The organism is Nocardia sp. NPDC047654 (genome assembly GCF_043205035.1).
GTDB lineage: Bacteria > Actinomycetota > Actinomycetes > Mycobacteriales > Mycobacteriaceae > Nocardia.
On the sequence record NZ_JBIDDF010000002.1, the window covers coordinates 364603 to 379352 of the forward strand.

A 14750-nucleotide genomic window follows, 5' to 3' on the forward strand; every position below is an offset into this window, starting at 1 on the left:
CGGCACAGTCCGGTTTGGTGGCGGAACGAGGAAGGGGTCGGTAGACCGATGAGTCAGGCGAAGAAGGGTGGGCTCGGGCGCGGTCTCGCCGCGTTGATTCCGACGACACCGACGGCCTCTCCGGGCCTCAGCAGCGCCGCTGCGAGTGTCATCGGCTTGGATCCGGTCGGGCCGCAGCCCCCTTCCACCTATCTGCATCGGGTACCGGATCCGGCCGACAACGCCGAACTCGAGGCCGGCGGAGCCATCTACCGGGAGATCCCGCCGGACCAGATCGAGCCGAATCCGAAGCAGCCGCGCACGGTCTTCGAAGAAGACGCCCTAGCCGAGCTGGTGCATTCGATCCGCGAATTCGGTCTGATGCAGCCGATCGTGGTGCGCCGGACCGAGCCGGGTGTGGACCGCTATCAGCTGGTCATGGGCGAGCGGCGCTGGCGAGCGTGCCAGGAAGCGGGCCTGGCCGCCATTCCCGCGATCGTCCGGGAGACCGCGGACGAGTCGATGTTGCGCGACGCCCTGCTGGAGAACATCCACCGGGTGCAGCTGAACCCGCTCGAAGAGGCGGCGGCCTACCAGCAGCTGCTGGAGGAATTCGACGTCACCCACGAGGAATTGGCTGCGCGAATCGGCCGCTCTCGACCGGTCGTGACGAATATGATCCGTCTACTGAAGTTGCCGATCCCGGTGCAGCGCCGGGTCGCGGCGGGCGTACTGTCCGCCGGGCACGCGCGAGCACTGCTCGGTCTCGAAGCGGGTGCGGACGCTCAAGAGGTGCTCGCCGCCCGAATCGTCGCCGAGGGACTCTCGGTCCGGGCCACCGAGGAAGCTGTCATGCTGGCGAACCGAGAGCAGGACGCGGCCGCGCCCTCTCCCGTCGTCCGTCGCAAGCCGATCGAGATGCCGGGCCTACAAGCCGTGGCCGATCGGCTGTCCGGCTCCTTCGACACCCGGGTCCTCGTGAGTATGGGCAAGCGCAAAGGCAAGATCGTCGTCGAGTTCGGGTCGGTCGAAGACCTCGAAAGGATCGTCGCCCTGATGGAGCAGAGCGCGCCCCAGGTGTGACAGAAGTGACGAAATTAAACTTGTGGTTTCGATAGGTGCGAGTTCCCGGCCGAAACGTCACTGTGACGGCAGGGTTTCGCGCGGTCGTGGAGCGCGCGTCGCTCCCGGCGAAGCAACACAAGTTCTTTTGACCAACAGCACAGCGACATGGAATGAGGCGGGTTCCCCTTGATCGCTTATTCTTGCTGGCGAGCAAACTTTGATGCGACGTGAGCGTGGATGAATCGGACAGCTGGAGGCTGAGCAGAGCGGTGTCGACCAGCGTCACAGCACTAACCCTCGGCGGACTGGAAAAGCTTCCCGCGCATGCGCGGCGCTGTGTCTTCTGGGAGATGGACCCCGCGGTGGCGGAGGACTCGCGCAATTTCAGCGATCCGGTGTTCGAGAAGGAAGCCTGGCTGTCCACGGTCATGCTGGAGTGGGGTTCGTGCGGACAGGTGGCGAACGTCGACGGCAGCGTCGCCGGCTGTGCCTTCTACGCACCGCCGAGGGTGGTACCTCGGGCCGCGCTCTTCCCCACCTCCCCCGTGAGCCCGGACGCGGTCCTGCTGACCACGCTGCGGGCCGAATTCCCGTATCAGGGTGTCGATGTAGCCCATCGCCTGGTCCAGGCCGTGGTAGCCGATCTGGTGCGCCGTGGCGTGCGCGCTCTGGAAGCGTTCGGCATCCGTACCGACCCGGCGACGCAGGCACTCGCGGAGCGATCCGGCTCGATGACATTGCTCGAGCGGATCGGCGCACCGATCAAGGGGGCGGGTGCGACGACCGAGTGCTCGCCCGAGAGCTGCATGATCGACGCCGACTTCTTGGAGGATGTCGGCTTCGAGGTCGTGGCCCAGCATCACCGATTCCCCCGCTTGCGGTTGGAACTCGACTCCGACCACGGCTGGAAGGAAGACGTCGAACGGGCGCTGGATCAGCTGCTCGCGGCGGCATCGATGACCGCGCCGACCCGTATCGGGGCGCGCTGACGCAAACGCAGAAACGCCCCCTGCCGAGTCGGAAGGCAGGGGGCGTTTCGTTGCGAGAAAGCCGAGGCTACATACGGTCCGCGGCGGCCAGTTCTTCGGCCAGCAGCTCAGCGAACGTGTAGGTACCGGTCGGCTGGTCGTCCTGCCCGAGCAGGTACAGCCGCTTCACCGAGATCAAGATGGCTTCGGCGATCACGTCGCGCATACGCGGGTTGGTGAGCACCGAGGCATCGTATTCGTTGGTCAGATAACCGATGTCGACCTGCACGGTGGGCATCTTGGTGAGACGCAAGAGATCCCAGGTTCGCGCATGGGTTCGGCAGTCCTGCAGAGAGGTTCGGGCGACGACCTCCCGCTGGATGAACCCGGCCAGCACCTGCCCGATCATGGACACCGAGCCGTGCGAGTTGCCGAAGTAGAACCCGGCCACACCGTTGGCCAGCGGGCTCGGGTTGGTGGCACAGCGCAGCGAAATCATCAAGTCGGCGTCGAAGGCGTTGGACGTGTCCGCGCGTTCGGCGTCGGTGGGGTTGGCGCCCCACGGACGCGACAAGAAGGTCTCCATGCCCGTGGCCGCCATCCGCCCTTCCAGACGGCTGGCCAGGTCCCAGAGGATTTCCGACTCGTAGACCTCGCCGTATTCGGAGGGCACGGCGCAACCCTTGTCGGGACCGCCGAGACCCGGATCGATGACGATCCGCTTGCCCGTCAGCTGGGGCCCCGCCCGGTGCACCACCTCTTCCTCGGCGATCCGGTGCGGATTGCCTCCGGTCACCCTGGCGCCGAGCAGATCCAGCGAGCGCAGGGTGTCGGGACCGCAGATGCCGTCCGCGGACAGCCCGATCTCCCGCTGGAAAGCGGTCAACGCGTCATGGGTGTGCGGACCGAAGTAGCCGTCGACGCGGTGCACGTAAAAGCCGAGGTCCTGCAGCCTGCGCTGAAGCGTGGCCACGTCGTCGCCGTACAGCGGCGCGGACAACTGGTAGATCAGCGTGCGCGCGCCGAGCCGGTAGGACGCTTCCTTCAGTGCCCGGTAGGTGGCCGGGCCGACCACGCCGTCGACGAGCAAGCCGCGATGCTGCTGGAATGCGCGAACCGCGGAGTCGAGCTGGTGGTCGAAGGAGACCTCGGTGTCCTTCCAGTACTCGCGTGTGTCCGCGTGGTCGGTAGCGATATGCGTGTGTAGGAACCCAAGGCTTGCCAGGGTGCTCCGAACCTCTGCTACGGCTGGACCGGAATCGCCGTGACGAAGTCGGTGCATGCGTGAGAGCCCTTTCCTTCCGTCAAACCCGCGGGTACCCACTCATGCGATGGGATACACCTTCGCACGACCGGAACGTCGGTCGATTGTCTCAGACCCGGACCGGGTTTCGACAATCCCCGGGTCCAGGCATCGTACGGCGCGTCGTTGGATCGCGCCGTCAGATGACGTCTTCGAGTTCGCGCAGAAGAGCCGCTTTGCCCTTCGCCCCGACGATCTGCTTGACCGGCTTACCGCCGCGGAACAGCATCATAGTTGGCAGCGAGAGGATCTGATAATCGCGGGCGGTGCTCGGGTTGGCATCCACGTCCACCTTCGCGACGGTCAGCTTGTCCGCGTACGCGGCCGCGATCTCCTCCAGGACGGGCGCGACCATCTTGCACGGTCCGCACCAGTCCGCCCAGAAATCGACGAGGACGGGCTTCTCACTCAACAGCACGTCGTCGGCGAAGGACGCGTCGGTGACGGTGACCGTGTTGGCGGACTCGGGCATGGGTCTTCTCCTTGCGATACAGCGAGATGAAAGGTGTTGCTCGTTCGCGCGAGCTCAGTTGGCGGAGACGGTTACCGACTCACCCGCGTGGGCGAGGGTGTTCGAGGTGATGTCGCCCTGGTCGGCCAACCAGCGCTCGGCGTCGATGGCCGCCCGGCAGCCCGTGCCCGCGGCGGTGATCGCCTGGCGGTAGGTGTGGTCGACGAGATCGCCGGCGGCGAAGACGCCGGGGACCTCGGTGGCGGTGGTCGGGTGCTGCACCAGTACATAGCCTTCGTCGTCCAAGGCGACCTGGCCCTTGACGAGTTCGCTGCGCGGGTCGTGGCCGATCGCGACGAACAGGCCGGTGGCGGCCAGTTCGGAGGTCTCGCCGGTCCTGGTGTCGCGCAGGGTCAGGTGGGTGACGCTGGTCTCACCATGCACCTCGACCACTTCGGCGTTGAGCGCGAACTTGATCTTCTCGTTCGCCTTCGCCCGCTCCAGCATGATGCGGGAGGCGCGGAACTCCTCGCGGCGGTGCACGATGGTGACGCTGGCGGCGAACTTGGTGAGGAAGGTCGCCTCTTCCATCGCGGAATCGCCGCCGCCGACCACCACGATGTCCTGGCCCTTGAAGAAGAAACCGTCGCAGGTGGCGCAGGCGCTGACACCGCGCCCGAGCAAGCGCTGTTCCCCCGGAACGTTCAGGTAGCGTGCGGCCGAGCCCATGGCGAGGATGACGGCGTAGGCCTCGAAGGTCTCCCCGCCGACGACGACCTTCTTGATCGGGCCGGTCAAGTCGACGGCATCCACGTCCTCGGTGCGGATATCCGCGCCGAACCGCTTGGCCTGTTCGCGCATCTCCTCCATGAGATCAGGGCCCATGATGCCGCCGCGGAAGCCGGGGAAGTTCTCGACTTCGGTGGTGGTCATCAGCGCGCCGCCGAACTGGGTCCCCTCGAACTGCAGCGGTTGGAGCTCGGCACGGCCCGCGTAGACGGCGGCCGTGTAACCGGCGGGTCCGGAGCCGATGATGATCAGGTCGCGAACTGGCGTGCCGGTGTCGTTTCTTTGCTCGCTACGCTCGCTCATGGGGCCCTTCCGGGAAAATTCGATCGGACGTGTCGGTCAACAACAGGGTAATGGCTGTTGTTCCCGGCTTGTCCGGGTCACACCCGTGTGCGTGGCGCAGATCGCAAGGTCAGCCGATGTCCTGCAATGCCTTGCGCTGTGGATCGCCGGTGCCGCAGCCGGTGCCGACCACCAGCGCGGTGATCTTGGGCGGTTGCGGGCCGTTGAGCAGGATGAGCACCGCGTTGCCGCCCTGGAATCTGATGTCGGTCGACCCGAGCACCGTGCGGTCGAGACCGTTCGCCCGGACACAACGTTCGAGCGCTTCCGGGCCCGCCAGCGATCCGGTGACGGTGTGCCTGCCGAGCGCGCTGAGGGCCGTGGTGGCGGTGAGATCGTCACCCCAGTCGTCGTTCCCTGGTGTCGGTTGTGCCGTGGGCGCGGGGGCATCGCCGTCGAAGGACGTCGAGAACCAGGCACCGGCGCCCGCCACCGTGACGATCGCCGCGGCCGCCGCCGCGAGCCAGCGGGATCTGCCGCGCCGATGCTCATCGAGAACCACCGGCGCGGTTCCGGAAACCTCTGCTGCCGCAGCGGATTCGCGCGTCCGGGCGGGGGAAAGCTCGTGAACCGCGGCGTTCTCGGCAGGAGTCTCCTCGGGCGGTTCCAGTTCATCGATGAACAGAGCGAGCCGGGCCGCCACGTCCTCCGGCATCGAATGGACGATGTGCTCATCCCGGCCGAGAGCACGCAACGCGGTGGTGACCTCGTCCAACGCGTCCAGGTGCCGCACTGCCTCCGGGTCGCGCGAGACCGCGGGCCACAGCTGCTCGCGCTGCGCCGATGTCACATTGTCGGCATGAAGGTCGGCCAGCAATTCGGGCGTGAACGGGGGCTGCGGCACGGACCGGGTAGCCATCGCACCTCCGTTGTTCGCATCTGACATCGCGGGGATCCCCTCGCCGACGGGACCTGCCTCTGAATCGTTCAGTGGTTCGCCACTATTAATGACGCATCCCAACTACCTCCGGTTCCCCGGATCACGCAGATAATCCAATTGCTGTTTCAACCGCTGTCGCCCGCGAGCGCACCTGCTTTTGATCGTTCCCTCCGGTACACCCAGCAACGCGGCCGCCTCGGCCACGCTATACCCCTCCACATCCACCGCGACCAACGCCGTCCGCTGCTCCGGCGGCAACGAGAACAACGCACGATCGATGACCATCGACATCTCCACCGCCGCCATCTCATCGCGCTCATCCCTCGGCTCGGGCATCGACTCCGGCGACAACGACAGCGCGCGCCTGGTCTTGTTGCGGCGAATACGATCCAGGCACGCGTTCACCACGATCGCATGCAACCAACTACGCACCTGGGACTCCGCACGAAACGCCCCCGCCGTGCGATGCGCCGACAACAACGCATCCTGCAACGAATCAGCAGCGTCCTCACGCGTATACGAGGTGCGCAACGCCGTCTGCCACAGATGATCGTTATGCCTGCGCAGCAACTCGGCGAACGCATGCCGCCGACCACTCACATGCGCCTGCAACAACTCCACATCGGTGCACTCACCGAGCACGAGGGAACGCTCGTGACACATCACCGGCCGCGACGCCCCCCTGCCCAGCTCCTCGTTCACTTCGGACGACAATGCCAACCCCTTGGACGGCTCTCACGGCGGCAACGGGCATGGTTGACCATCACCGAGATCTCGCAGCATCCAGGACCGAAATGATCGAAACGCCCGTCCTGGAAACTCCCCTGCTGAGAGCGCTCCAAGATCATATCGTCCGTAACGTTTTGGCAGCAACCAAATGAGCGACCGGAGTACGGCGGAACACGCGACGATCAACGTCGCGCGACGAGTGGCCCGCACGAAGGAATGTGCGGCAGAAGCGGAGCCCGGCTAGGGCGCGGCGTCGAAACGGATGTCGGCGATAGCCGTCTGGAACTGTCCTCCGGAATTCCCCAGTCCGGTGATCCAGACGAGAACGTAGCGTGCGGCTTGGTCGGCGCGCACCGGGATGTCGGTGACGCCGTTGTCCAGCCGGGCGGAACCGATCAGCTGGGTCTGATCCAGCGTCGGCGAGCCGGTGGGCGAGGTGCGGATCTCCACCGACGTGCCCGCGCTGGCCGAGTTGATCGAGACATTCGTGAGCTTGGCGGGGGCGGGCAGCGTGGCCAGCAGCCCGACCCCCTTCTTGAGCGCCGGGAACTGCTGGAAGTACTGATCGGTGCGCCACTGTGTGCCCGGATCGTTGTCCAGCACCGCCTGGACGTTGGCCACGCCGTCGGCGGTGCCCTCCGGGGAGAACACCGAGACCCCGGTCACCGGAACCGGCACACCGGTCGACGTGAGGTTCGGGCCCGCGGCCGCCGGCGTCGGAACCGGCTGGTTGTTCGTGGTCAGGCCGATATTGCGCTGTTCGTTCAGCGGTGCGTCCGAGGCGCTCGGCGCGAAGAAGCTGACCATCCACCAGATGACGACGCCGACCACCAGCGCGGCGAGGATGCCGAGGCCGACCATGATCCACATCATCCGCTGCGAGCGCTCGCGTTCGGCCGCGAGCAGTTCGGGATCGGCGAGCGAGTCGTCCATGTTCGCGGGCGCGCGCTGGCCGAGCCGGAGCACCGGAATGAAATCGGTCTTCTGATCGACCACCGACGCCTGTTCCAGCACATGCTGGACCGTCGCCGCCGTCCGCACGCCCTTGTTCGACTCCAGCGAGCGCACGGCGACCGCGGAGATCTCGAACGGCACCTCGGGACGGATCTGGCGCGGCTCCACCGGAGTGCCGTCCGGGCCGAAGTCGGCGAATCGGAGTCCGCCGACGGTCGCCGCGGATCCGCTGACACCGCCCGAGCGGATCGGCCAGCGGGCGGTGATCAGCGCGTACAGCATCGCGCCGAGACCGCGCACGTCGGACTGCGCGTCGGAGTCGGAGAGGGTGCCGGGGAAGGCGAGCACCGCATCACCCGAGGCGCTGATGCGCACCCGGTCGGGATGATCGATGGACAGCGAGCCACCACCGCGGTGAGCCAGCTCGGCCGCCGAGGCGAGGGCGCGGATGGCCCGCGCCGCGCCGATCGGCGACGGCACCGTCTCGGCCATCTCGCGCAGCGAGCGACCCGGCGTCCACTCCGCCACCACGATGCCGCCGGAGCTGCCGCGCACGACGTCCAGAACGCGGGCGAGGCCCGGCGAGTTGATCCGGCCGAGGCGCAGCGTCCGGGACAGGATCGCCTGAGGACCGTCCTGCCCGGAGTTCTCCGTCGCCTTCTGGTCGGCGTCGACGAAGGTCAGCGCGACCTCGCGATCGAGTTTGATATCCAGCGCCTGCCAGAATTTCAAGCCGCGGGCGCCGCCGTGGCCCGCCAGCAGACGGTAACGCCCGCCTGCCACCGAAGCGCCCGGAATGAGCTTGGGGCCGCGCGGAATCCGCCGTGCACCCAAGTTCTCGCCGCCCATCGGCGGCATCTCCGGCGAGCCGACCGGGATCATCCCGGTGTCGTACATCGGATCCCTTGGCGGCAGCTGATTCTCCTGCGGTCTCGCCGCGTCCTGTTCCGGCGGAGCCGTACCCGGCTCCTTGTTCGCGTACGCGGGATCCAACGGCTCCCCCGCGGTCGGCGGTACATCGGTGGACAGTCCGCCGGGCGTGGTCGCAGAAGAATCGGCGGCCGGGACGCCGCCCACCGCGTCGTCGCTCACCCTCGGTCCTCCTTCGCCCTGATATGTCGAGGTTCCGGCGAATTCGCCACTTGTGCTTCTCTGCCGAACAGGGTACGGGAACTCACCCATGCCGGTGCGGTCAACGGCATCGGCTCTGATTACCGGCAGCACCATGGTCTGGGCGTCCATGTACGGATCGAACCGCGGGTACGCCAAGTAGGGGTCGGGCCTGCGGAGCACCTGCGTGACATACGGATCTTCGACCGGGCTCTCCAGGTCGAGATCCGGCGCGGGCGGGGTCCAGCCGAGCCGCCGGGAGATGGCCACGGTGATGGCCACGATCTCCGGGATTCCGGCGAGTCGCATCAGGCCGAAGGCCACCGCGAACATGACGACCGCCGTGATCGCCACCCGGATCAGCGAGCCAGGGCCGTGGAAGGACGCGGTCAGTCGATCCAGGCCGAGTACCCGATCCACGATCCACATCACCGCGCCGCCCGCGAGTGACGCAAGCACGACACGGGTCACTGTGCGGCCGACATTGGCCATCCGGAGATCACCGAGGCTGCGGTGCAGCAGCCAACCACCCACGACGGCGCCGACCGTGAACCCGAGGCCGTTCGCGACGCCGAGCGCGATCACCACGTGCTCGGCGTCGGTGACCACCGGGGCCAGCGCGGAGAAGACGATCTTGGCGGCGGTGATGCCGAGGATGATCCAGGTCGGAATCCACGCCTGCTCCCTGGCGTAGAACACCCGCAGGTGGATCAGCACCAGCGAGTACGGGATCAGCGCGAACGCCGACCAGCTGACCGCGAGGCCGAGGCGTTCGGCGTCGGAACCGAAGTTGCCGTAGCCGTAGAGCGCTTGCCCGACCTGGGGACCGGCCAGCGTGAGGAAGGTGACCACGGGGACCAGCGCGATCATGGTCAACCGGGTGGCGGCGGAGAGATCGTCGACCACCGCGGGCGTGTCGTCGGCGGCGGCGTTGCGGCTCAGCCGCGGCATGATCGCGGTGAGCACCGTGACACCGAGGACGCCGTACGGCAATTGCAGCAGCAGCCACGCGTTGTTGTAGATGGCCGGGCCCGCCGCGTCGGCATGCGACGAGATCCGCGTGGCGAACACGAAGCCCGCCTGGCTGATCAGCACGTACAGGATGATCGCCGCACCCATGCCGCCGAACTGCTTCAGGCGAGCGTCGACCCCCCACAGCGGGCGCAGGTCGATGCCCGCCCTGCGGATGGCCGGAAGGAGGCTGACCGCCTGCACCACCACGCCGACCGTGACGCCGACGCCGAGCACCAGCAGCTTCGGATCGCTCATGCGGACCGGATCCAGCGTGATCTCGCCTGGCATCAGGACGTACAAGCCGAGCACCGTGAGCACGACCACGTTGTTCAGCACCGGCGCCCATGCGCCGGGCTTGAACATCTGCCGGGTGTTCAGGATCGCGGTGAGCAGCGCCGACATGCCGTAGAACAGGATCGCGGGCAACAGCAGGAACGCCAGCGCGGTGGTGAGCGCGGTGTTGACCTTGCCGTCGTCGGACAGGAAGACATGGGTGGTCAGCACCGGCGCCGCGGCCGTCGCCAACAGCGCCGCGGTGGCCAGGACCACGAAAGCCGCGGTAACCAGGCGCCGGACGAACGCCGCACCACGATCCGGATCCTCCTGCTCCGCGCGCACCAGCGTGGGCACCACGATGGCGGTGAGCACGGCGCCGAGCACCAGTTCCGCGATCATGTTCGGAATCTGGCTGGCGACGGTGAACGCGCTGGCGATGGCCGGGCCGAGCACCGTCAGCAGCATCAGTTGCTTGCCGAATCCGGTGATCCTGCTGATCAGCGTCGCGAACGCGATCGATCCCGAGTCGCTGAGCAGCCGGGAGTTCGCGCTCTGCTTCGATTCGTCCGCCTTCGGCGGCTCCGCGGTGTCGGTGGCCGCGGGCCACTCCCTGGTCCGCGGGCGATCCGGTTCGGCGGGGTCGTGCCGGACCGGGCCGGCCGGCCGTTGCCGCGGCGGTGGTGGGAACTGCTGTGGCTGCGGCGGGGCGTAGCGCGGCGGCGGCACGCGGTCGGACTCCGGCGTGGCGACCGGGATCGGCCCGGAGCGGGGCGGACGCGGCGTGGCGGGGATCGGACCCGACTGCGGGGGCCGGGGCACCGCAGGGATGGCGCCGGACCGAGGCGGACGCGGCACCGCAGGGATGGCGCCGGACCGAGGCGGAGGCGGCACGGCCGGAATCGCGCCGGACTGCGGCACGCGTGGTGGCGCCTGCCGAGGAGCGCCGCCGGGAGGGCCGGAAGGCGCGGGTCCCGGGCGAGCCGGACCGGGCGGAAGCGGTCGCGGTTGACCGGGCCCGGCCGGTGGCGGCGGAGCGGGATACTGCCGTGGGTTCGGGTTGGGCACCGGGCCGGGGCGCGGCGGTGGCGGCACGGGCGGCCTCGGCTGCGCGCCGGGCGGTGGCGGTGGCGGCATGCGCTGACCCGGCCGCGGCTGCGGTGCGGCCGGAGGACGACTGATCCGCGGCACCAGCGGTGCCTGTTCGTCGTTGTATGGGCCGCCGTTCACGTCCGGATGGTCGGATTCGGCCGGAGCCGGGCCGCGTTCCCACGGCGCGACCGGCGCTCGGCGCACCGGCGGCCCGTCGAACCGGTCGCTTGGTCGAGGGCGATGAGCCGATATGTCATCGTCGCTCATCATGCCTCCTGTACCAGCCGGGATATCCGCACCCCCATCGGTGCGGTGAGCCGCGGCTCGCCGCAAAGTTTCGCCGTGGTCGGCGAACATTCTGTCAGTGGCCCCCGTCCGGGCCGGACCGGCTGGGGAACACCGTGATTGTCCTCCACCGTGCCACACGACACCGCACCGCACCACATCAATGCAGGTAGCAGCGGTTTTCGTAACCCGATCGAAGCGGGATCGCTCACCGCGTCTCCTGCAACTGCTCCTGCTCTTGTTCCTGCGCCCGCAGCACGCGCAGGCGCGCACGCCGATAGCGGTTGACCCGGCGCCTGGTGCCCGGATCGAAACCCTCGTCGGCCGGATCCGGCTGTCCGCGGAACCGGCGCCACAAGCGGCGACCGGCCAGCAGGAGCAGCAGGAGTGCGGCGCATCCGGTAATTATCGCCAACGCCTTGCCGTAGGCATTCGAACGCACCGAGACCTGGGTGGGATTGCCGAGCGCGACGCCCTCCGGCGTGGTGAGCGAGATCGGAATGACCAGGTTGCGGCTGTCGCTCACCTCGGTCGGGACCTGGAAGGAGCGCGACCCGTTCGCCGGGAGTTGCTGTTCGCCGGGATCGGTGATCTTCGTCTCGGCCGGCGCCTCGATCCGGAATCTCACCCGGATGGCCACCGGCAGGTCGTTGCGCGCGACCAGCAGCAGTGGGCTCTGCTCGGACGCGAGCGTGTACACCCCTCCCGGCGGTAGCACGGTGACCGAGCGGTAGAGCTTGTCCATCGTCCGTGTGTTCTGGTCCAGCCGCCGCTGGGCGAATGTATCCGGCGGCGCCGCATCGTCGGCACGCCGATCGGAGAGGCTGAGCACCCGCAGCAGATCGTCGCGCAGCGGCGTCAGGAAGTCGTGCGGCGTCGGTTCGGCCTCCGGCACGTCCACCAGCGCGCGCATCATCTCGGTGATTCGACGGCTCTGCTCGCGCGCGGGCGGCAGGAACCGGTCCGGCACCGCGTCCTGCGCGGCCTGCGACAGATAGTCCAGCGCGTAGGGCTGCGGGTCCGGCGGCAACGCCACCAGATCGTGGAACGGACGCGCGGTGGCGAGATTGCCGCGCAGCAGCTGGTCGACCTGACGCAGCAGCGCGGTCGCCTCGTCCCGGTTGGCACCCCACTGTTGTGGCGGGACCAGCAACAGCGAACGGCTCGCCTCCGGGTGCAGCGCGCTCCACGAGATCGCCCCGAGAGCGTCCTGCAGGCGGGCCGCACGCGAGTCGTTGGTGACGTCGTAGCGGACCCGGGACGGAGTGAAGGGCGGGGTGGGCGGATTGGAGCCCACCGCGGCGAGCGCCGTCGCGGACCAGATGTCGAAAGTCACCGCGTGCAGTGCCGGGTCGGCGGCGGGAGCGGGTGAACCCGCGGCCGGCGGCGCCGGACTGCCCGTGACCTGCGGTGCTGGTACCGGTGCGGTGGGCTGTATCGCGGTGATCTCGGGCAACCGCACCACTTCGGGGCTGACCGGGTCCGCGGTGGCTCCGGCCTCGCTCGCACCGGCCGTGGTCTGGTGGCTCGCACTGCTCGACTGCGCCCAGTCCACGCTGTCCTGCGGAACCGCCGCCGTCGAGGCGAGCACTGCGGTGCTGAAACCATGGCTGCGCAACAGCCGGCCCGCGCCTTCGTCGATGCTGCCGGAATCCGGCAGGCCGACCCCGCGCACCGACCGGGTGGAAAGGATCGAATCGATGATCTCGGCCGGTTCGCTGACCGCGCGCGCGGACAGCGCCGGATCGTTGACCGCGGCCAGCGCGGTGAGATCGACCTGCGCGAACGGCAGCGCCACGGTGCACATCGATCCGGCCAGCGCGCGCAGCCGGTCCAGCCAGGTCTGGGCTTGTTCGGCGCCCGCGCCCGCCCTGGTCGCGCCGTCCGGATCGGACGGGCTGGCCAGCACGCGGTAACCCCTGGTCATCGCGCGCACCGTGAGCAGCAGGTCGGGGTCGACGGCAAGGCACACGGCCGAAGCCAGGTCGGCGTTGCGGCCCGCGCCGGGGCTCAACGTCCCCTCCAGCGCGGCGAGCAGTTGATCGAGACGTCCACCCTTGCCGAGCGAAGCGGCCAATTCGTCGTCGGTGAGCTCCACCTTGCCGTCCACGCTGCCCGGATGACCCCCGACCTGCCTGGGCCGGTCGGCCAGCGGCCACAGCAGCGTCGTCGCCACCGGAGCGTGGGTGGGCGCGGTCACCGATGGGGCCTCTTCACCCGCGACGGGCGGCACGCCGAGCACCGGGAGCAGGAACCTGGCGTCGTCGAGCCTGGCCTGCGTGCCGTAGGCGGGTTCGCCGTTCACGTTCAACAACAGCGGGTAGACGCCCGGTTCCGTGATGCCCAGCGACGTGGCGCCGTTCTCGGACCGCAACGGGATGCTCAGCGTGAACTGCTTGCGCTGCCCCGGATTCAACCGCTGCGCGACATCCTCGAAGTCGCCGTTCACGTCGTAGTTGACCTCGTCGAGGCGCAGCGTGGCACGCAACCCGGCAGGCGCGGTGATCGCCGCCGCCCGCTGGACGCGGATGCTGACGTCGTCCACCACACGGTCGCCGATGTTCGTGACCGTGCCCGAGACCGTCAGCACCGAATCGCTGCCGGTGGTCACCGTGGTCGGCGTCACCGAGTCGAGAGACAGCTTCAGGAATTTGGGATTCGTCGAGGTGCCGGACCCCGTAGGTTGCGCTGCGGCCGAGGCGGAATCGAGCAGTGGCAGCGTCGTCACCGGGCCGATGATGGTCAGGACCGCCACGAAGATCCGGAACAGTCCACGCGTCATCGCTTGCCGGTCTCCATCCGGTCGATCAGCTTGTTCGCCATCTCCGCCAGCCGCCGCTCGTCGGCGTAGGCCAGCCGAGAATCCAATTCACTCAACGGGACCCAGGCGACCTGGGTCACTTCCACGTCGGCGTCGGACAGTTCACCACCGACCGAACGCAGCAGATAATGATGCACCGTTTTGTGTACCCGCCGACCATCGGTCACGAACCAGTAATCGATGCTGCCGAGTTCGGCGACCACGACACCGTTGATGCCGGTCTCCTCGGCGACCTCGCGGATCGCGGTCTGCTCGGCGGTCTCACCTTCTTCGATATGTCCCTTCGGCAGCGACCACAATAACCGCCCGCGGCGATCGGTGCGTCCGATGAGTGCCGCACTGCGCGACTCCCGAGGGCCGTCCAAGCCGTCGACGACGAGTCCGCCCGCCGAGGTCTCCCGCACCGTACGCATCCGCGGCTTGGCGGCATTGGCGGCATTGGCGGCCGAACCGCGGCGCCGAGGCTGGCGGCGTCGACTGTTCGCACGATCGGCCGGAGACACCTGGCAATCCTACTGTGTTGGATTGGCCGCGCCTCCGCGCGGCGTGTTCGCGGCCCCCTTATGGCTCGCGTCTGCGCGACCGCCGCTTGCTCCTTCGTCGCCTACGCGACGGCCGCGCAAACGCGAGCCGGGCCGCGAACGGAACATGCTCGGTCTCGCTTCGCTCGAAACCGGGAGTTGAGGTGCGCTGGG

10 protein-coding genes are annotated in these 14750 nt (G+C 68.3%); 2 read left to right on the forward strand and 8 right to left on the reverse strand.

Features of this window, described 5'->3' with window-relative positions; genetic code table 11:
- Nucleotides 1-48 precede the first annotated feature (48 nt).
- Both ACGF7Y_RS10085 and ACGF7Y_RS10090 read left to right on the forward strand, forming a co-directional pair.
- Complete coding sequence (locus tag ACGF7Y_RS10085) at nucleotides 49-1062, forward strand: ParB/RepB/Spo0J family partition protein (protein ID WP_393231637.1); 1014 nt, start codon at nucleotides 49-51, stop codon at nucleotides 1060-1062.
- 251 nt (nucleotides 1063-1313) lie between these two features.
- Entirely contained in the window at nucleotides 1314-2033 is a 720-nt protein-coding gene (locus ACGF7Y_RS10090) for a GNAT family N-acetyltransferase (protein WP_393233103.1), read from the forward strand.
- A 67-nt stretch (nucleotides 2034-2100) separates the two neighbouring features.
- Here ACGF7Y_RS10090 and ACGF7Y_RS10095 read toward each other — a convergent pair whose 3' ends face one another.
- The 8 genes from ACGF7Y_RS10095 to ACGF7Y_RS10130 all read right to left on the reverse strand — a co-directional run bounded on the left by ACGF7Y_RS10095 (nucleotide 2101) and on the right by ACGF7Y_RS10130 (nucleotide 14558).
- Nucleotides 2101-3294: a peptidoglycan-binding protein gene (locus ACGF7Y_RS10095; RefSeq protein WP_393231640.1), complete on the reverse strand. Its 1194-nt coding sequence runs from the start codon at nucleotides 3292-3294 to the stop codon at nucleotides 2101-2103.
- A 160-nt stretch (nucleotides 3295-3454) separates the two neighbouring features.
- Complete coding sequence (gene trxA / locus ACGF7Y_RS10100; protein ID WP_040871372.1) at nucleotides 3455-3787, reverse strand: thioredoxin; 333 nt, start codon at nucleotides 3785-3787, stop codon at nucleotides 3455-3457.
- A gap of 54 nt (nucleotides 3788-3841) precedes the next feature.
- A complete protein-coding gene (gene trxB / locus ACGF7Y_RS10105) occupies nucleotides 3842-4858 on the reverse strand; it encodes a thioredoxin-disulfide reductase (RefSeq protein ID WP_393231643.1) in 1017 nt (338 codons plus the stop codon).
- 109 nt (nucleotides 4859-4967) lie between these two features.
- Entirely contained in the window at nucleotides 4968-5756 is a 789-nt protein-coding gene (locus ACGF7Y_RS10110) for a hypothetical protein (RefSeq protein WP_393231646.1), read from the reverse strand.
- 102 nt (nucleotides 5757-5858) lie between these two features.
- Nucleotides 5859-6440, reverse strand: coding sequence for an RNA polymerase sigma factor SigM (gene sigM / locus ACGF7Y_RS10115; protein WP_393233106.1), 582 nt, complete (start codon nucleotides 6438-6440; stop codon nucleotides 5859-5861).
- A 306-nt stretch (nucleotides 6441-6746) separates the two neighbouring features.
- Nucleotides 6747-11216, reverse strand: coding sequence for a lipid II flippase MurJ (locus ACGF7Y_RS10120; protein ID WP_393231648.1), 4470 nt, complete (start codon nucleotides 11214-11216; stop codon nucleotides 6747-6749).
- A 226-nt stretch (nucleotides 11217-11442) separates the two neighbouring features.
- On the reverse strand, nucleotides 11443-14016 hold the full coding sequence (locus ACGF7Y_RS10125) for a DUF6049 family protein (RefSeq protein ID WP_393231651.1): 2574 nt from the start codon (nucleotides 14014-14016) through the stop codon (nucleotides 11443-11445).
- Nucleotides 14013-14558 carry an NUDIX hydrolase gene (locus tag ACGF7Y_RS10130; RefSeq protein ID WP_357041030.1) on the reverse strand — a complete coding sequence of 182 codons (546 nt, stop codon included), beginning with the start codon at nucleotides 14556-14558 and terminating at the stop codon, nucleotides 14013-14015. Before ACGF7Y_RS10130 ends, ACGF7Y_RS10125 begins: the two co-directional genes overlap by 4 nt.
- Nucleotides 14559-14750: the final 192 nt, after the last annotated feature.